The sequence below is a fragment of the Brucella sp. RRSP16 genome (genome assembly GCF_052246815.1).
GTDB classification, from domain to species: Bacteria; Pseudomonadota; Alphaproteobacteria; order Rhizobiales; family Rhizobiaceae; genus Brucella; species Brucella intermedia.
Window position 1 is genome coordinate 139,119 of record NZ_JBQQAM010000002.1, and the last position, 16,280, is coordinate 155,398.

Consider the following 16,280-nt stretch of genomic DNA (forward strand, 5'->3'; position numbering starts at 1 on the left):
GACAAGCCATCCATCCAGTGAACGATTTGCCTGCGCAGGCGCTTCGCATCTCTGCTGGAAAATGCACTAACTCCTCGGCTGCGCCAGCACGACCAGATTGCGGTCCGGGTCGCGCAATCTCAGAATCATCATATAATCCGCTGCTTCGATATTGCCGGGGCGAATCCCGTCGAATGAAAGCCGCGCATGTTCGGCGCGCACATCGCCGACGATCAATGTCAGCGTGCCGTGTCCGGCATTGGCCGGATTCTGGTAGAGCTGGAAGCCTGCGGAGGGGCCGTGATGCCATTCCGCCAGCCCCTGCATCGGCCGCGCATCCGGGTTACGGTCGAAGATCGTGGCAAACCATTCGGTACTGCGCTCGAGTTCGGAACAGCTTAATTGGGCGACAATAGTTGTGAGCACCATCGTGGTCTCCTCCCGGATCGGATAACACGGCAGCATTTCATAAGTTCCGGCGGCCCGGACCCGCCGATTTCGGACAATGAGGGGCGATTTTGATTGAAACCGTGGATTCCAGCCAATATCTCTAAACCGCAATTTTCGTTCTGCGGCTCCCCGCCGCCCTTTTCCGAAAAAGCGAAACAACAAACGACAGAGCAGGCAACGGGAACCAATGAATCACAGCTCAAACAACAGCCGCCCCGTATCAATCATGCGGCGCTTTCTGGATAGCGAATCTGCGGGTGGCATCAGCCTCATGGTGGCGGCAGCGCTCGCGCTCATCGTGGCGAACTCTCCGTTCGCGCACGTCTATTTCGAAGCGCTGCACCTCTATATCGGTCCGCTCAGCCTTTCTCACTGGATCAACGATGCCTTGATGGCGGTGTTCTTCCTTCTCGTGGGCCTGGAAATCAAACGCGAGTTTCTCGACGGACAGCTGGCAAGCTGGCCAAACCGCATGCTGCCCGGCATTGCCGCCGCTGGCGGCGTCATCCTGCCAGCCATCATCTTCTCCGCGCTCAACTGGCATGATCCCGTCAAGCTGCGCGGCTGGGCCGTGCCCTCCGCAACAGACATCGCCTTTGCGCTTGGCGTTCTGTCGCTTCTGGGATCGCGGGTTCCCTCGAGCCTCAAAGTGTTTCTGGCGACGCTTGCAATTCTGGATGATCTTGCGGCTGTCGTCATCATCGCCATTTTCTACACGGCCGAAATCTCCATGCCCTATCTCGGCGGAGCTTTTGCCACCGCCATCGTTCTGTTCATCATGAACCGGATGGGCGTGATGAAGCTTTTGCCCTACCTGATCGGCGGCGCGGTGCTGTGGTTCTTCGTGCTCAATTCCGGCGTTCATGCAACGGTCGCCGGCGTGGTGACGGCACTGATGATCCCGCTGAAACCCGCCCCCGGAAAGCCTGACGACATGTCGTCGCCGCTGCATGTGCTGGAACATGCACTGGCCAAGCCCGTCGCTTTCATCATCGTGCCGGTTTTCGGCTTCGCCAATGCGGGCATATCCTTTGCCGGCCTCGACGCTTCGGTCATGCGGGATACGCTTACGCTTGGCATCATGCTTGGCCTCTTCATCGGCAAGCAGCTTGGCGTCTTCGGGGCGGCCTGGCTCGCGATCAAGACCGGTCTTGCGCAAAAGCCGCTTGGCGCCACGTGGACGCAGCTTTACGGCGTGGCGATCCTGTGCGGAATCGGCTTCACGATGAGCATCTTTATCGGCCTCCTCTCCTTCCCTTCCGACCTCATGCAGGCGGAAACCAAGATCGGCGTGCTGGCGGGCTCGGGCCTGTCGGCGATCTGCGGCTATATCCTGCTGCGGCTGGTCACCAGGCCGAAGAGCGTCTGACGAAACAAATACCACCGCCCGGAAACAAATTTCCGGGCGGTTTTCTTTGTGTTTCCCATATTGCTCCCTACATTGCGGCTGAGAGATTTCAGTTCAGGAGTTTGCCTTGCCCGGTTTATTGACGCGTCTTGTTCCGCGCCGCTTCCGCCCGGTTTCCATCGAGATACCAGTCGTGCGACTGCATGGCGCCATCATGTCCGGAGGCTCGGCGTTCCGCCCGTCGCTTTCCATAGCGTCGACGGCAGCGATCCTAGAAAAGGCGTTCACCGACAAGGAAGCGCCCGCCGTCGCCATTTCGCTCAACTCGCCGGGCGGTTCGCCAGTGCAATCCCGCCTGATCTACCGGCGTATCCGTGATCTTGCCGCCGAACATCAGAAGAAGGTTTTCATCTTCGTCGAGGATGTCGCCGCCTCGGGCGGCTATATGATCGCGCTGGCCGGTGACGAGATCATCGCCGATCCGTCATCGATCGTCGGTTCTATCGGTGTCGTATCGGCCTCATTCGGCTTCCCCGAGCTTTTGAAGAAGATCGGCGTGGAACGCCGCGTCTATACGGCAGGCTCCAACAAGGTGACGCTCGATCCTTTCCAGCCGGAAAAGAAGGCAGACATCGAGCGGCTGAAATCCTTGCAGCTTGAAATCCACGAAACCTTTATCGACATGGTGAAGGAACGCCGCGGAGCCAAGCTTGCGGAAGACCAGGATCTGTTCACGGGGCTGTTCTGGACCGGCATCAAGGCACAACAGCTTGGCCTGATCGATGGGCTGGGCGATATGCGCAGCTTCCTGCGCAAGACCTATGGCGACAAGGTCAAGCTGAAGCTGGTTGAGCAGAAGCGCAGCCTTCTGGGGCGCAAGGTTCCCGGCGTTGACATGGCGCTCGGAAATCTTGAACCGGCTTCCATTGCCGCGCATCTTGGCGACGGCCTGCTTTCGGTAGCAGAGGAAAAGGCGCTTTGGGCGCGTTACGGGCTTTGAAGAATAGTGGGAAAAACAACGCTCCGGCGAAAAACACCGTCGATTTTCCCACCAATGCTTTGAATTCCTTCGTTTCACCATGATATGATGTCAGAAAGCGGGGCGGGCCGCTTCCCGCCCCTCCATGAACATTCGGGAACATCCGGCGTTTCGGCCTTCGCGATCCGGCAATCCGATGCGCAACCTTAAGGACTTGAGGCCATGCCCCAGCTCATTTTTCTGCTGCTGATCATCGCCGCCGCCTGGTACGGCTACCGCTCGTTCAAGCGCGAAGCCTCGCGCGTATCACAGCGTGTGCGTCAGGCGGAAAAGGAAGCGCAGAACCGGGCTCACGGCACGTTGGTGCAGGACCCCAAAACCGGCGAATATTACGTCAAGAAGGACTGACCTTTCCTTCACGAATAATTGCCGACGAAGCGATGCGATCGCCGTGTTTTCTCGTGTCACGGTCCACCAGCAGAAATGACCCTTTTTCCGAAAACCGAAACACATGCCCATGCCGGTTCCGCGCCTGCGGTGACGCGCCTGGCTCCCGCCAAGATCAACCTCGCGCTGCATGTGACGGGGCGTCGTGCTGACGGTTATCATCTGCTCGACATGCTGGTGGTCTTTGCCCGCTTTGGCGACATCGTCAGTATCGAACCTGCTGAAGTGGACAGCTTTACGGTCTGCGGTCCTTTTGCAACGGGCATACCGCTCGACGGCGGCAATCTGGTTCTCAAGGCGCGCGAGGCGCTGCGTCAGCAGACACAGCGGGCTTTGCCGCCCGTAGCCATACACCTCGAAAAGAACCTGCCGATTGCTTCCGGCATAGGCGGCGGATCGAGTGACGCAGCCGCCACCCTGCTCGCACTTGATGAGCTATGGGGCCTCAATCTCGGTTTCGAGAAACTGGCCGCGATCGGCCTCGATCTTGGCGCGGACCTGCCCATGTGCCTGCACGGCGCATCGAAGGGGACGCCGCTTGCCGCGCGCGGCATTGGCGAAAACCTGACTCCGGTTGCCGGTTTCCCCGCCTTGCCCATGCTGCTCGTCAATGACGGAACAGCGGTTGCGACCCCGGATGTCTTTCGCGCGCTTGAAAAGCGCGACCATCCGGCGCTGGCACTTGCCTCCCACGCGGATATCGGACCTCTTTGCGCTTATCTGCAGACGACCCGCAACGATCTCCTGTCCCCGGCATTGAAACTCGCACCACGGATCGGTGACAAGCTCGAACTTCTTCGCCAGAGCGGATCGCTTTACGCACAGATGTCCGGTTCCGGTGCGACCTGCTACGCGATCTACGAAGACATCGCCGCCACCGAACGGGCAGCCGAACACCTCTCAGCCGAAAGACCCGACTGGTTCGTCGTCGCGACCCAAAGCGTTCCCTCTCCCGAGAATAATTTCTGACCCCTATCGGATGTGAAACCTTCAAAATCGCCCGATTGTTCACTCTCATTGGACAATATATTGGGACAGACTGTTCGTGCTTTTTGAACAAAAGGTCTTCTACAACAGTTTTGTGAAGGCTGATATATAACGCAATTTATTGAATATATTATATAATTTAGAATTATCCGTTCTGATTTCAAAAAATTGGCTGCACGAATGTGTGATCAAGAAAACATTTTCGTGACTGGAACTTTTGCTCACTGTCACCCATTTCAGCTGCATCGGAACGACGAACAAACGCCGCTCCACTTTCCAAGGAGATAGGAAAATGAAGAAGATTGTTCTTGCTGCCGCTGCCCTTGCTCTTTCCGCCGGTGCCGCCTTTGCAGAAAACCCACGCGTTGGTGAACCTGCCGATCTTTACGCAAACGACCGCACCCCGGTCGCTTCCCAGAAGGTCGACTACACTGCTCCCGCTTCGATCGGCCAGTCCTCGTTCCAGGACGGTTCGGCTCATCGCTTCGGTGACGCATCGCCTTCGAGCTACCAGAACTAAGTCTTTCCCAGACTTGACGACTTGACGCAGGGCGTCGTCAGTGGCCTCCCAGCCGATGACGCCCGGTAAATTCCGGAGCTGGATATTCCTCCCAACCGTCCAGCTTCACCCAGTTATCTCCCCGATGGATGGCATGGTCGCCACCCGGGAGCCCCGGAAAGGCTTCTATGCCATCCGAAGGGGCGGTTTGTTTCAATGCATTTGTGCGAAGCCGAATGTGTCCATTTGACCGCAAAATACTTCAGAAGGATTATGAAAATGAAGAAGTTTGCTCTTGCTGCCGTTGCCGTTGCCCTTAGCGCCGGTGCTGCTTTCGCTGAAAACCCGCATGTCGGCGAACCGGCCGATCTTTATGCAAATGACCGCACGCCGGTTGCAACGCAGAGCCAGAAGCTCGACTACACGGCTCCTGCCTCGATCCAGAAGGCTCCGGTCTATGAGAACGGCTCGGCTCATCGCTTCGGCGACGCTTCCCCGTCCAGCTACGAGAACTAATCCAGACAGCATGTCTGTTGAAAAAGGCGAAGCTTCAGGCTTCGCCTTTTTGTTTGTTCAGGCTTCGTCGGGCGGCAGGATGGAATGTTTGAGCCGGACCGGCTTCAAGCGCTGCGGAAGCTGTTCGAACGACACGCCATCGAGCAGCAGCGGCTTTACGACATCCAGGCGAACCAGCAGTCCGGCATCAAGCGTCGCCTTGTGGCCGAAGACTTTGCGGACCGCCCCGAACCCGCCATCTTCCGGCAGCGAAAAACGCGCGGCACCACCGCCATGCTCCATATGTCGGCGCAGAACTTCCTCCCACCCCTCCTGCGGAATGGAACCGGGCGTCAGCAGCAGCACCCAGGGCGTGCGGATTTCATCGAACGCGGTCTCAATATCCATTTCCGCATGGAACGCACAGCCCGCACCCAGCGCGACCAGGGCGGTTTCATCCGACGAGCCCCTGTCGATGACCGACACGCGGCGCAGCAACCCCTCCACGACCGCCGGCACCAAAGCCGAAAGCGTGTGAGCCAGCGCTCTCTCGGAATTCAGGGTTTCTATGACGACTGACAACATGCGCGCTTCATATATCAAGAATGGGTGAGCGGAAAGCTGACACTTTTATGTTCTTGCTTTGTTCCAATTCTTGATATAGGAATAGATTCATCAGAACAGAGTCGCATGGCAGGCACGGCACGCACCGTAGAACAGCTCCCGATCTTGGAAGGACGCTGTCCCGGCTGGGTTTCGTCGTGATCCTACAAAACCAGATGTTTCCATGCAGGGAGACGAAGATGGAAGTGATCCAGCAGGCAGATATCATCAAGCAGGCCGACAGGGCTGCCTTCGGTAGCGGGCGCGCGGATCACGCCAATGCGGTGATCGGCGAGGCCGGATTGCGCATCGATCACGCCCGCAGGCGCGGACGCGGAGCGGGCATCAATCCGACCGGGCGCTTCGAGCCGACCACGCGCCACGACTTCGACGATGGCTGGACTACGCTCGAGGAGCTGCCGCCGTTCAAGACCGACGTGCAGATCGAAAAGCCGCGAACGATCATCACCCGCAATGATTCACCCGACATCAGTTTCGACCGCTCGATCAATCCCTATCGCGGCTGCGAGCATGGCTGCATCTATTGCTTTGCCCGCCCGACCCACAGCTACATGGGACTTTCTGCCGGTCTCGATTTCGAGTCTCGTCTCTTTGCCAAGCCGGATGCCCCGCGTCTTCTGGAGCGTGAGCTGGCCAAGCCCGGTTACCAGCCGAAGACCATCGCCATCGGCACCAATACAGACCCTTATCAGCCGGTCGAAAAGAAGTGGCGCATCATGCGCGAAATTCTTGAAGTGCTGGAGGCCGCCAATCATCCCGTCGGCATCGTGACGAAATCCGCCCTGGTCGTGCGGGATATCGATATCCTTGGCCGCATGGCCGAGAAAGGACTGGCAAAGGTCGCCTTGTCGGTCACGACGCTCGACGCCCATCTGTCGCGCACGATGGAACCGCGCGCCTCGACGCCGACGCTTCGGCTGCAGGCCATCCGCAAACTGGCCGATGCAGGCATTCCCGCCTCGGTCATGATGGGACCGGTCATCCCCGGCATCAACGATCACGAGATCGAACGCATTCTGGATGCCGCCTATGCGCAAGGTGCGCGGGAGGCAGGCTATGTTCTGCTGCGCCTGCCGCTCGAAGTCGCGCCCTTGTTCAAGGACTGGCTGCTGCGCAATTATCCGGATCGCTACCGCCACGTCATGTCGCTGGTGCGTTCCATGCGCGACGGCAAGGATTATGATGCCGAATGGGGCAAGCGCATGCGCGGCACGGGTCCATATGCATGGCAGATCGGCCGCCGTTTCGAAATCACCGCGCGCAAGCTCGGCTTCAATGCACGCCGCCTTCAGTTGCGCACCGATCTGTTCGAGCCGGTCGAAAAGGGAGGCAAGCAGCTTTCGCTGTTCTAGAGAATTTCGAGCAAAAGCGTGTGCCGGTTTTGCGTTTGATAAGGCGATAAAACAAATAGCCGGAGCGGTTCCCGCGTTTCTCTGTGAGGGAACCGCTGTGGAATAAACACCCAAAGGGGCAGCCTGTCCCCACGTCGCTTTTCAACCTGTTCGACCTGCCAGTTGCCTGTTCAATTTCCGTCTGATTGTCCTTCAGACGGAGGGGCTGCCTGCTTTCACGCCACCATCCTCAAGCAGGGCCCTTGCGGAGAATCGGAAGCAATGCGAGCATTGCCGCCAAATGAAACGCTCGGCTTCTGATTCTCCGCTCCTCTTTGACATCCCGATCGCGCCTGACTTCTCGGAAGAGAAAAGGCTGCTTTCGCGTGGTTTGAAACATATCGTCGGCATAGATGAGGCCGGGCGCGGCCCCCTTGCCGGGCCGGTGGTTGCCGCTGCCGTCGTGCTCGATATCGACAATCTCCCGGACGGGCTGGACGATTCCAAGCGGCTTACGGCTACGAGACGCGAAGCGCTCTACGAAATCATTCTGGCGAAGGCCATCACCGTTTCGGTTGCAAGCCTCAGCGCCCGCAGCATCGACGGAAGCGATATCAGGAAGGCCGCGCTGGAAGCCATGCGGCGCGCTTCCATCGGGCTGACCCTGCGTCCATGTCACGCGCTGATCGATGGCCGCGATGTGCCGCCGGGGCTTGCTTGCCCCGGTTCGGCGCTTGTCAAAGGGGATCAGCGCTCCATTTCGATCGCTGCGGCTTCCATCGTCGCCAAGGTAACGCGGGACCGCATGATGATCCGGGCCGGGGCAGCGCACCCACCCTACGGGTTGGAAATTCATGCGGGCTATGCCACTGAAAGGCACCGTGCCGCCATCGAGACGGCGGGGCCCGTGCCCGGCATCCACCGCTACACCTTCGCCCCCATCAAAGATCGCTTCGGCGTTTAAAGCGTCGCCAGCCTGGCAGCAAAGCCGAACAGCAGCGCCGCAAATCCCCAGCGCTGGACCGACTGTATGGCCGGATAACGTTTGAACAGGGTTCCGAGCGATGAGCCTGTGAAGGCATAGAGCGTGTCGAACAACAATCCGACCGTGGTCATGACGCCGCCCAGAACCGCGAATTGCAGCGCTATACTGCCATTTCCCGGATGGACGAACTGCGGCAACAGGACGGAACAGAACAGCAGCGCTTTTGGGTTGAGCAGATTGGTGAGAAGGCCCTTGCGGGCCGAAGCCAGATAGGACCGCCGTTCACGCACCCCGCCAACCGCATCCACTGTCGGCAGAGGATGGCGGATGATCCCTATGGCAAGCCAGACGAGATAACAGGCGCTGACGATCCGCACGCACTGGAACGCCACAGGAAAGGCATGCAGAAGCGCCGCCAGACCGAGCGCGGCAAGGGCCACATGGCACGTGCGCGCGATTGCGAGGCCAGCGGCGGTTGCCAGCGCATGGGCCCTGCCCTGCGCCGCGCCGGTCTGGAGCAGCAGAAGCATGTCCGGCCCAGGAATAAGAAATGCAGCAGCAAGTGCGCCCGCGTATAACCACATCTCGCTCATCATATCGCCTGTAAGGATCGTGCCAAATTGGCCGCGACGCAGAGGCTCATCGAAAATGATGCCGATTGCGAAGCAGTTTCATGTCGCAGAATATCCGGGGACGACAGCGTATGTCCTTGCGATTTGTGCCGCATTTCTTTCTCGTTTTGATATAATCAGCCAACTGACCCACTCAAGTTGCCGGATCATGCCAAAACTTAAGCTAGATGCCATCGACCGCAAGATACTCACGGCACTTCAGGAAGACGCCCGGCTCTCCAATGTCCAGCTGGCCGAGAAAATCGGCCTTTCGCCCTCTCCCTGCCTGCGCCGCGTCAGGATGCTCGAAAAGGCGGGCGTCATCCGGGGCTATCATGCAGCACTGGATCGCAATGCGGTCGGACTTGGCCTGACTGTCTTCGTCGGCATTCGCGTGGAGCGTCATCACGAGGAAACGGCCACCGCGTTCCGTACCTCCGTGCAGAACCTGCCCGAGGTGTTCTCCTGTCATCTCGTATCCGGGGAATCCGATTTTCTGTTGCAGGTCGTGGTGGCCGATCTCGCAGCCTATGAACGGTTTCTATCCGGCACGCTGCTGCGCCTTCCGGGCGTGATCGACATTCGGAGCAATTTTGCTATCCAGACGGTCAAATCGCAGGGAGAGCTGCCGCTTGCGCATCTGACCGAGAACGAAGACTGACTGCACTTCTGTCCATCGGAGCCTGTCATGCCAGACATCGTCAATGCGGTTCTCCCCGGGTCCCAAGGCATTCTTCTGGGCCGACGCAGCCCGGATCGTCGGGCCTACCCCAACCGGTGGAGTTTTCCGGGCGGGCATGTCGAAGCCGGGGAAGACCTTGATTGCGCCACTGCAACGAGAAATCCACGAGGAACTCGGACTCACGCTCCGCTCGTTTTCCTTTCTCACGACGATAGAGATCGCAAAACCGGCAGCTTCATTCCATCTCTATACCGTTACCACATAGGACGGTCAGCCTGCCATTCGCGACCGGGAGCACACCGAGCTGCGATGGTTCACGCCGCAGGAAGCAGAGGCATTGGATGACCTTGCGCTCGAAGAGTACCGCCTGTTGTTCCGCAGATTGGGCGGCACGGAAACCGGCCTCGGATCCGACCGGTTTTAAAAACCTTTTCTCGACGTAAAACAAAAACGCCGCCCTTTCGAGGCGGCGTTATTCTGAAAATTGTGCGAGCCGTGATCAGTTCAGGTTCGTCTTGACCTGAGACAAGGCATCCTTGAACAGGTTGCCTGCGACCTTTGCATCGACCTTTTCGGCAACGATCTTGCCGGCTGCGGCGACTGCGAGGTCGACTGCCGATGCGCGGACCGCGTTGATGGCATCGACTTCAGCCGTTGCGATCTTCTGCTCGGCAAGCTTGTTGCGACGTGCAACATATTCTTCCGTCGCGCGCTTGGCGTCTTCGAGAAGCGCCTTGGCTTCACGTTCGGCGGAAGCAACGATATCGCTTGCTTCCTTTTCGGCTTCCTTGCGCTTGCGATGATATTCGGCCAGCAGCTGCTGGGCTTCTTCGCGAAGCGTGCGTGCTTCTTCCAGCTCGTTCTTGATGCGGTCAGCGCGCTCGTCGAGCGACCGGCCGACGATGCCCGGAACCTTCAGATAGGCGAGGATCGCCAGAAAGATGATGAGGCCAATCAGTGCCCAGAATGTAGCGTCCATTGTCCTCTCCTCAGGCGTTGGCGGCCTTGACGGCTGCTGTTACCGATGCCTTGTCGGCCTTGGTGCCCAGAAGCTGCTCGACGATCTCTGCCGTGGTTTCCTCGGCAATGTTGCCGACGTCGTTCATGGCCTTGGCCTTGATCGCGGCGATGCGTTCTTCGGCTTCCTTGAGCTTGCCTTCGAGGGCTGCTTCGGCGGAAGCGCGTTCTGCGTCGGCTTCGCCCTTGCCCTTTTCGCGTGCGGCTTCTGCAATCGAAGCAGCCTTGGTGCGGGCCTGGGCCAGTTCCTGCTCATAGGCAGCGATAGCGTTGTCGGCATCCTGCTTGAGACGGGCTGCCTGCTCGAGATCCTGAGCGATGCGGTCGCGACGGGTTTCGATCACGCCGCCGATGCGCGGCAGAACCACGCGCGACATGAACAGATAGAAAAGCCCGAAGGTGATCGCCAGCCACAGGAGCTGCGAAGCGTAATGGGTGGAATCAAACGGCGGGAATACGCCGCTGCCGTGTCCGGCATCGTGAGCGACCCCGGTTTCGGTGTGCACAGCATCGGCTGCGCCGTGCTCGCCAGCAGCAGGTGCTGGTTGCGATTCGGTGGCGGTTTGGGCAAACGCCGTGGACACGAACATCCAGATTTCCCCTTTAATCCAGCACGATCCGATCCCGATGGAGAAAGACCATGCCTTACTCAGACGACATATGCAAAGGCCAGCCGCGCCTGCATCTTCCAGCGGAACATGACCTCAAGGACCATGTTCCAAAAGCTGCTTCGCGGCCAGCCCGTTTCTTGCGACCGTTGATTAGACGGCGAAGAGGAGCAGAAGCGCGATGAGCAGCGAGAAGATGCCCAGAGCTTCCGTAACGGCGAAACCGAACACCAGACGGCCGAACTGGCTGTCAGCAGCGGACGGGTTGCGCAGAGCGCCGGAGAGGTAGTTGCCGAAGATATTGCCGAGGCCGAGAGCCGTACCGGCCATACCGAAACAGGCGAGACCGGCGCCGATGTACTTTGCTGCTTCCGCTTCCATGTTAAGCTCCTTCTGGATTGAATATAAGCGCGGATTTCAGTTCTGGCGGTCGCCCGCCGGCTTGAACTCAGTGTCCCGGATGTACAGCGTCGTTGATGTACATGCAGGTGAGAACGGTAAACACGTAGGCCTGCAGGAAGGCTACGAGGAATTCGAGTGCGGTGATCGCAACCGTCATGATCAGCGGCAGGACAGCGCCGCCGATGCCGATCGGGCCGAGGGCTGCCAGCGAGACGACGAAGCCCGCAAAAACCTTGAGCGTGATGTGACCGGCAAGCATGTTCGCAAAGAGACGAACCGAGAGGCTGATCGGACGCGACAGGAACGAGATGATTTCAATGGCGACAACCAGCGGCACGATGATGCCGGGAACACCGCTCGGCACGAACAGCTTGAGGAAGCCGAAGCCGTGCTTGAAGAAACCGTAGATGATGACCGTGCCGATGACCAGAACGGCAAGGGCGAAGGTCACGATGATCTGGCTCGTAACCGTATAGAAATACGGAAAGAGACCGAGAAAGTTTGCGACCAGAACGAACATGAACAGCGAGAAGACGAAGGGGAAGAACTTCATGCCCTTCGACCCTGCTGAATCCCGCAGGCTGGTGGCCACGAATTCGTAGGCCATTTCCGAAACCGACTGAAGACGGGTCGGGATCAGGCCGCGGCCCGAAGACGTCAGATAAAGAAAGCCCGAAGCGACCACGACGGTTGCGACCATGAAGGCCGAAACATTCGTGAACGACAGGTCAACACCGCCTACGTCGATGGGAATCCACCGGGAAACCTGGAACTGATGGATCGGATCGTTCGCCACCTTAACCTCGTCTGTCTTCCCTGCCCGAAGGCAATTTGGCCTGCCCGAAGGCACTTCGCTTGCCCGAAGGCAAGGTTGCTTGCCCAAGGGCGTTTCAGTCTCGGACCAGAAGGCCCACTTGTTCACTTACACTTGAACGAACTTTACCGTGAAGCCCGTCAAGCCCTATTTCTTGTCGTTCTTTTCCGCGCTAGATTTGATGTTGCCCTGTTCGGCAACATATCCAGCGGAACGAAGCACGTTGAGGACGCCCGCACCGAAGCCCAGAAGGAGAAATACGATCAATCCCCAGGGCGACGTACCGGCGACACGATCGATGAACCAGCCTATCAGTGCACCGACCAGAACCCCTGCGATGAACTCGCTGGAAATCTTCATGGCCTGCGCAACCGAACTTGCAGTCGCCGATCGCTCATCCTCGGAAGCCGGCTGCTTGAACACACCTTTTTTGGCCAGTTCGGCCTCCAGGCGATTCAGGCGCTGATCCAGCTCCCCGGAACCGGGCTCATTCCTCGCATTCTTGATCGCACCGGATGGCTTTCCGGGTTCAGTCCCGCGCGCCATTGGCAGCTCCTTTTTTCAAGAAATACGAGGATTTCAATCCCATTTCCAAGTTGCGCGCAACATATTGACACGCCGTCCGCTAGTCAAGGCGGTGCAGGCATTGGTCCAGAAGGTTTTTTATCCAGTAATCTCAATTACTTAGATATTGGTGCGACTCATTTTCCGACCAAAGAACCAGATTGGCCACATTATTGGCCAAAAAAACGGAATCGATTTTGGAGGATCGCGCCATATTCGGGTCCGCTCCAAAGCCGGTTATATGCGCCTGTTCGGGCTTTTAGTCCGCTAACAAAAACGTGAGTTGAAACGCGCCGATCGCGTTGCTGCCGCGGACAGGATACTCAGCTCCACCCGCCGCCATAGGTCCGATAGAAAACGTGAAGGCCGATCTTGGTGACCTTCTTCATGGTCGGCGCCCAGAACGGACGAACATAGGTCGCGTGATAATGTGTGGCGGAGCCGACTTCCGGCAGCCATATCTGACCGGCGGAGACAGTCTTTGCCACCTGCTGGGCCATGCGCCATTGCGGCATTTCGGTTACGCGGTGTTTCTGGCCGTCGCAGGCAAACGAAAACTGGCAGGCATTGAGCCAGTCGCGGTTCTGATAGACCACGCCGCAGATGGTTCCCGGATAGGCGGGATTGCGCACGCGGTTGAGGACGACCTGGGCGACCGCGACCTGTCCCTTCACCGTTTCGCCCCGGGCTTCATAATAGACGGCTTCGGCAAGGCACTTCTGCTCGCTCTTGCTGAAGGCGGACGGCGGCAACGGCGTCGCGGCCCATTCATGATCCTGTTCGCTGATAGGCGGCACGAAGCGCCCTTCGTCCGGCTGGGGCTTCAGGATGCTTTCGAAAGGCGATGTCTTGCCGTAGTCCGGCGTCGCAGGCGCATAACCAAGGGCCAGCACATCCGGCTGGTCATTGGTAATGAGCTTGGCAAGCTGGGTCGGCATTTCGGCGCGCGGCTTCGGCGGCTGGACCGCATGGAACGCCATGGTGATGGCGACTTCCTTGCCTTCCAGCTTGCTGGAGAAAGCCATTTTCGCGTCCGTCTTTTCCGGCGGACGCGTGATCATGCTGATCTTTTCAAACATGCTGCCGGCGGTGAAGGCCTTGGCCGGCGCCTTGGGCTTCACAGAGACGAGACGGCCCGTCTTGTCGGCGCGATGGATGCGGTTTTCATCGGGGTTCGGATCATCCGGGCCGAGCTTTGCCGTCTTGCGCCCGCCCGACAGCGCAACGCGGCCTATGCCCGGCACCTCGATGCCGTTGTTGGCAATGCTGCCCGTCACGGTCGTTGCATCGACGAAGGGCATTTCGGCCTGATGGACGGAGCCGACCGGCGCCTTGGCGACGAAAGCAGTCCAGCGGTGCGTTCCCATGTCGGCGGAAGGCACGAGGCTTGCCATGTCCTGAAAGGCAATCGCATTGGAATTGAAGAGATAGGTAATGGCAGCCAGAACCAGCGGCACCATACGGTGCGGTTTATGGACTGTCTGACGGGGCTTTGCGCGAACGGCGTAATAGCGCCCCTCCTCCGGGCAATAGCCCGTGACAGGGTAATGCCACACCGGCTCGGCAACGGCCTTCCTTCGACCAAACAGCGCTCGTAAAGATACAAGACGCACCGCACACTCCACTCACACTGACTGAACCATGCCGGTGATAACGGAGTATTAACCTTGTCCTGTGGGTTGGGGACACGCTTGCAGCTCTGGCGAATACAGTCATTATCAGCAGCGCGTTAACCATGAACGAATATGGTTAATGCGGGGTTTAAGCGAATTCCGCTTTACAGATTGCGGACAGCTACGGTGAGGAGGTGCATCATGGATAAGGTCACGGGCGGCTGCCTGTGCGGCAAAGTCCGCTTCGAAGCGGTGGGACAGCCATACCGGGTCGGCATCTGCCATTGCCTCGATTGTCGCAAGCATCATGGCGCGCTGTTTCATGCCTCGGCGATATTTCCCGAGACTGCGGTTACGGTCGAGGGAGAAACCGGCGACTATGCGGGACGGCATTTCTGCCCGCGCTGCGGGTCGTCCGTTTTCGGCCACAGCGGCGATGAGATCGAAATCAACCTCGGTTCGCTCGATGCGCCGGATCAGTTCAAGCCGACCTATGAACTCTGGACCATCCGCCGCGAAAGCTGGCTGCCGCCTTTCCCGGACATGCATGGCTATGAGCGCGACCGCGATGGGTCGAGCCGGTTCGAGGAGGGAATTTATGGAGACGCTTGAAAATCGGAATTATCGCGCTGGCTTTTTTCTGAGGGGAATGATGAACACACGCTTTTCGCCTGCCTGTGCCGCAGTTCTGCTTGCTGTTGCGTTGGCTCTTCCGGCAGGGAGTGCCTTTGCCAAATCCGCCTGCGCTGGCGTGACGACCACGCTCACCAAACAGCAGAAAACAGACTACAGGTCGCTCATCGCACAAAGTCTCGGCAAGAAAGTCAAACCGGCTTCCATCAACATCGAGAGCTTCATGCAATATGGCAACTGGTCTGTCGTCTATGCGGATGTTCCGGTGGCTGATCCCGGCTATTTCTTCTTCGATCTTTCCGGCAAGTCGCCCAAACTGAGGGACGTCTGGGGCGGGATGGCTGAAAGAGACGAGATGCCCGATCTGGTCAAATGGGCTGAAAAGCTTGGTGCCAACAAGGAAATTTCTGCCTGTTTTGCCGATACGGCAACTGCTCCTTAAGTTATGCAGTGACTTCACAGACCATGTTCGACTTGTGAAAGCCCCAATCATCTGTGAAAAGCGGGCAGATACTGACCTGTTCAAAGCGAGCACCATGTTCACGAAAACTCTCTTCGCCGTGGTGCTCATCGCCATCGCATTATTCGGCTATACGAAGGTCATGGCCAGGATAAGCCTGTCCGAGCCTCCGCTTGCCACCCCGTCCGAACAACAGGCCGATGCGATCAGGGTTGAAAAGGCTAACCGCCAGATGACCCTGTTGCGCGACGGCAGAACAATCGGCACCTATCGCATATCGCTCGGCAGCAACGGCGATGGCGGTCACAAACAGCGCGAAGGCGATGAAAAGACGCCGGAAGGGCATTACGTCATCGACTGGCGCAATCCGCGCTCAATGGCGCATCTGAGCCTGCATATTTCCTATCCCAACGAAAACGACAAACAGGCAGCAGCGGCTGCCGGTCATGCACCGGGTGGCAATATCATGATCCACGGCCTGCCGAATGGCTGGGGCTGGCTGGCATCGGCACACCGGCTCTGGGACTGGACCGATGGCTGCATTGCCGTCACCGATGCGGAAATGCGTGACATATGGGCAAGGGTTCCGACCGAACGCCGATAGAAATTCTGCCCTGACGGCCAGTGACCCATCGCTAGCCTTCCAGACTGCCTCTAGCATTTCCTGTTTTCACTGAATCACTGGAAATGCTCGGTTTGTTTTTACGCGCATCTTATCCGAAAACCGTTTCACACTTTTCGGGATGCGCTAT

At 58.4% G+C, this 16,280-nt stretch carries 21 protein-coding genes and 1 pseudogene; 13 read left to right on the plus strand and 9 right to left on the minus strand.

From position 1 onward, the window contains the following. Window positions 1-66: 66 nt before the first annotated feature. Window positions 67-408 (minus strand): VOC family protein, encoded by a 342-nt coding sequence (locus ACS5UA_RS03840; RefSeq protein ID WP_121991197.1) that lies wholly within the window; start codon window positions 406-408, stop codon window positions 67-69. 208 nt (window positions 409-616) lie between these two features. On the opposite strand from ACS5UA_RS03840, the gene nhaA reads away from it, so the two are divergent. The 6 genes from nhaA to ACS5UA_RS03870 all read left to right on the plus strand — a co-directional run bounded on the left by nhaA (window position 617) and on the right by ACS5UA_RS03870 (window position 5,205). Next, window positions 617-1,798 (plus strand): Na+/H+ antiporter NhaA, encoded by a 1,182-nt coding sequence (gene nhaA, locus ACS5UA_RS03845; protein WP_151658518.1) that lies wholly within the window; start codon window positions 617-619, stop codon window positions 1,796-1,798. A 106-nt stretch (window positions 1,799-1,904) separates the two neighbouring features. Further along, entirely contained in the window at window positions 1,905-2,777 is an 873-nt protein-coding gene (locus tag ACS5UA_RS03850) for a S49 family peptidase (protein ID WP_113368631.1), read from the plus strand. A 201-nt stretch (window positions 2,778-2,978) separates the two neighbouring features. After that, complete coding sequence (locus ACS5UA_RS03855; RefSeq protein ID WP_006466164.1) at window positions 2,979-3,164, plus strand: membrane protein; 186 nt, start codon at window positions 2,979-2,981, stop codon at window positions 3,162-3,164. Between the two features lie 75 nt (window positions 3,165-3,239). Continuing rightward, complete coding sequence (locus ACS5UA_RS03860; protein ID WP_443101183.1) at window positions 3,240-4,172, plus strand: 4-(cytidine 5'-diphospho)-2-C-methyl-D-erythritol kinase; 933 nt, start codon at window positions 3,240-3,242, stop codon at window positions 4,170-4,172. Between the two features lie 310 nt (window positions 4,173-4,482). Then, complete coding sequence (locus tag ACS5UA_RS03865; protein ID WP_105541146.1) at window positions 4,483-4,710, plus strand: hypothetical protein; 228 nt, start codon at window positions 4,483-4,485, stop codon at window positions 4,708-4,710. 258 nt (window positions 4,711-4,968) lie between these two features. Next, complete coding sequence (locus ACS5UA_RS03870; protein ID WP_006473369.1) at window positions 4,969-5,205, plus strand: hypothetical protein; 237 nt, start codon at window positions 4,969-4,971, stop codon at window positions 5,203-5,205. Window positions 5,206-5,262: 57 nt separating this feature from the next. On the opposite strand, the gene ACS5UA_RS03875 is transcribed toward ACS5UA_RS03870, so the two are convergent. Further along, complete coding sequence (locus ACS5UA_RS03875) at window positions 5,263-5,769, minus strand: glycosyl transferase (RefSeq protein ID WP_443101184.1); 507 nt, start codon at window positions 5,767-5,769, stop codon at window positions 5,263-5,265. Window positions 5,770-5,987: 218 nt separating this feature from the next. Here ACS5UA_RS03875 and ACS5UA_RS03880 point away from each other — a divergent pair, with 218 nt between their 5' ends. Both ACS5UA_RS03880 and ACS5UA_RS03885 read left to right on the plus strand, forming a co-directional pair. Then, complete coding sequence (locus ACS5UA_RS03880) at window positions 5,988-7,160, plus strand: PA0069 family radical SAM protein (protein ID WP_025089688.1); 1,173 nt, start codon at window positions 5,988-5,990, stop codon at window positions 7,158-7,160. A 280-nt stretch (window positions 7,161-7,440) separates the two neighbouring features. Continuing rightward, on the plus strand, window positions 7,441-8,103 hold the full coding sequence (locus ACS5UA_RS03885; RefSeq protein WP_151566776.1) for a ribonuclease HII: 663 nt from the start codon (window positions 7,441-7,443) through the stop codon (window positions 8,101-8,103). Here ACS5UA_RS03885 and ACS5UA_RS03890 read toward each other — a convergent pair. Then, window positions 8,100-8,717 carry a LysE family translocator gene (locus ACS5UA_RS03890; RefSeq protein WP_443101185.1) on the minus strand — a complete coding sequence of 206 codons (618 nt, stop codon included), beginning with the start codon at window positions 8,715-8,717 and terminating at the stop codon, window positions 8,100-8,102. The genes ACS5UA_RS03885 and ACS5UA_RS03890 overlap by 4 nt on opposite strands. A gap of 187 nt (window positions 8,718-8,904) precedes the next feature. On the opposite strand from ACS5UA_RS03890, the gene ACS5UA_RS03895 reads away from it, so the two are divergent. After that, window positions 8,905-9,396 carry an Lrp/AsnC family transcriptional regulator gene (locus ACS5UA_RS03895; protein ID WP_031346473.1) on the plus strand — a complete coding sequence of 164 codons (492 nt, stop codon included), beginning with the start codon at window positions 8,905-8,907 and terminating at the stop codon, window positions 9,394-9,396. A gap of 27 nt (window positions 9,397-9,423) precedes the next feature. Next, window positions 9,424-9,762, plus strand: coding sequence for an NUDIX domain-containing protein (locus ACS5UA_RS03900; RefSeq protein ID WP_443101186.1), 339 nt, complete (start codon window positions 9,424-9,426; stop codon window positions 9,760-9,762). A 154-nt stretch (window positions 9,763-9,916) separates the two neighbouring features. On the opposite strand, the gene ACS5UA_RS03905 is transcribed toward ACS5UA_RS03900, so the two are convergent. From ACS5UA_RS03905 to ACS5UA_RS03930, 6 genes are all read right to left on the minus strand, one after another. Beyond that, window positions 9,917-10,396 (minus strand): F0F1 ATP synthase subunit B, encoded by a 480-nt coding sequence (locus tag ACS5UA_RS03905; RefSeq protein ID WP_443101187.1) that lies wholly within the window; start codon window positions 10,394-10,396, stop codon window positions 9,917-9,919. Between the two features lie 10 nt (window positions 10,397-10,406). Next, window positions 10,407-11,024, minus strand: a complete 618-nt coding sequence (locus tag ACS5UA_RS03910; protein WP_006472927.1) for a F0F1 ATP synthase subunit B — start codon at window positions 11,022-11,024, stop codon at window positions 10,407-10,409. Window positions 11,025-11,195: 171 nt separating this feature from the next. Continuing rightward, the gene (locus ACS5UA_RS03915; protein WP_006466154.1) at window positions 11,196-11,423 is read right to left on the minus strand and encodes a F0F1 ATP synthase subunit C; all 228 of its coding nucleotides are present in this window, start codon (window positions 11,421-11,423) and stop codon (window positions 11,196-11,198) included. Window positions 11,424-11,490: 67 nt separating this feature from the next. Continuing rightward, window positions 11,491-12,240: a F0F1 ATP synthase subunit A gene (locus ACS5UA_RS03920; protein WP_006472926.1), complete on the minus strand. Its 750-nt coding sequence runs from the start codon at window positions 12,238-12,240 to the stop codon at window positions 11,491-11,493. Window positions 12,241-12,405: 165 nt separating this feature from the next. After that, window positions 12,406-12,804, minus strand: coding sequence for an AtpZ/AtpI family protein (locus tag ACS5UA_RS03925; protein ID WP_006472925.1), 399 nt, complete (start codon window positions 12,802-12,804; stop codon window positions 12,406-12,408). 341 nt (window positions 12,805-13,145) lie between these two features. Beyond that, window positions 13,146-14,435 (minus strand): cell wall hydrolase, encoded by a 1,290-nt coding sequence (locus ACS5UA_RS03930; RefSeq protein ID WP_006472924.1) that lies wholly within the window; start codon window positions 14,433-14,435, stop codon window positions 13,146-13,148. Window positions 14,436-14,636: 201 nt separating this feature from the next. Between ACS5UA_RS03930 and ACS5UA_RS03935 the strand changes: the two genes are divergently transcribed. The 3 genes and pseudogenes from ACS5UA_RS03935 (at window position 14,637) to ACS5UA_RS03945 (ending at window position 16,146) form a co-directional block, all read left to right on the plus strand. Next, window positions 14,637-15,047, plus strand: a complete 411-nt coding sequence (locus tag ACS5UA_RS03935; RefSeq protein WP_443101188.1) for a GFA family protein — start codon at window positions 14,637-14,639, stop codon at window positions 15,045-15,047. Between the two features lie 40 nt (window positions 15,048-15,087). Next, window positions 15,088-15,510, plus strand: coding sequence for a hypothetical protein (locus ACS5UA_RS03940; RefSeq protein ID WP_443101189.1), 423 nt, complete (start codon window positions 15,088-15,090; stop codon window positions 15,508-15,510). A 94-nt stretch (window positions 15,511-15,604) separates the two neighbouring features. Next, window positions 15,605-16,146 (plus strand): annotated as a pseudogene (locus ACS5UA_RS03945) (L,D-transpeptidase family protein). Window positions 16,147-16,280: the final 134 nt, after the last annotated feature.

Excerpts from the sequence above, each read along its gene's own strand:
- ACS5UA_RS03840 (WP_121991197.1), bottom strand. The coding sequence starts at position 408 with ATGGTGCTCACAACTATTGTCGCCCAATTAAGCTGTTCCGAACTCGAG.
- nhaA (WP_151658518.1), top strand. The coding sequence starts at position 617 with ATGAATCACAGCTCAAACAACAGCCGCCCCGTATCAATCATGCGGCGC.
- ACS5UA_RS03855 (WP_006466164.1), top strand. The coding sequence starts at position 2,979 with ATGCCCCAGCTCATTTTTCTGCTGCTGATCATCGCCGCCGCCTGGTAC.
- ACS5UA_RS03860 (WP_443101183.1), top strand. The coding sequence starts at position 3,240 with ATGACCCTTTTTCCGAAAACCGAAACACATGCCCATGCCGGTTCCGCG.
- ACS5UA_RS03865 (WP_105541146.1), top strand. The coding sequence starts at position 4,483 with ATGAAGAAGATTGTTCTTGCTGCCGCTGCCCTTGCTCTTTCCGCCGGT.
- ACS5UA_RS03870 (WP_006473369.1), top strand. The coding sequence starts at position 4,969 with ATGAAGAAGTTTGCTCTTGCTGCCGTTGCCGTTGCCCTTAGCGCCGGT.
- ACS5UA_RS03875 (WP_443101184.1), bottom strand. The coding sequence starts at position 5,769 with ATGTTGTCAGTCGTCATAGAAACCCTGAATTCCGAGAGAGCGCTGGCT.
- ACS5UA_RS03880 (WP_025089688.1), top strand. The coding sequence starts at position 5,988 with ATGGAAGTGATCCAGCAGGCAGATATCATCAAGCAGGCCGACAGGGCT.
- ACS5UA_RS03885 (WP_151566776.1), top strand. The coding sequence starts at position 7,441 with ATGAAACGCTCGGCTTCTGATTCTCCGCTCCTCTTTGACATCCCGATC.
- ACS5UA_RS03890 (WP_443101185.1), bottom strand. The coding sequence starts at position 8,717 with ATGAGCGAGATGTGGTTATACGCGGGCGCACTTGCTGCTGCATTTCTT.
- ACS5UA_RS03895 (WP_031346473.1), top strand. The coding sequence starts at position 8,905 with ATGCCAAAACTTAAGCTAGATGCCATCGACCGCAAGATACTCACGGCA.
- ACS5UA_RS03900 (WP_443101186.1), top strand. The coding sequence starts at position 9,424 with ATGCCAGACATCGTCAATGCGGTTCTCCCCGGGTCCCAAGGCATTCTT.
- ACS5UA_RS03905 (WP_443101187.1), bottom strand. The coding sequence starts at position 10,396 with ATGGACGCTACATTCTGGGCACTGATTGGCCTCATCATCTTTCTGGCG.
- ACS5UA_RS03910 (WP_006472927.1), bottom strand. The coding sequence starts at position 11,024 with ATGTTCGTGTCCACGGCGTTTGCCCAAACCGCCACCGAATCGCAACCA.
- ACS5UA_RS03915 (WP_006466154.1), bottom strand. The coding sequence starts at position 11,423 with ATGGAAGCGGAAGCAGCAAAGTACATCGGCGCCGGTCTCGCCTGTTTC.
- ACS5UA_RS03925 (WP_006472925.1), bottom strand. The coding sequence starts at position 12,804 with ATGGCGCGCGGGACTGAACCCGGAAAGCCATCCGGTGCGATCAAGAAT.
- ACS5UA_RS03935 (WP_443101188.1), top strand. The coding sequence starts at position 14,637 with ATGGATAAGGTCACGGGCGGCTGCCTGTGCGGCAAAGTCCGCTTCGAA.
- ACS5UA_RS03940 (WP_443101189.1), top strand. The coding sequence starts at position 15,088 with ATGAACACACGCTTTTCGCCTGCCTGTGCCGCAGTTCTGCTTGCTGTT.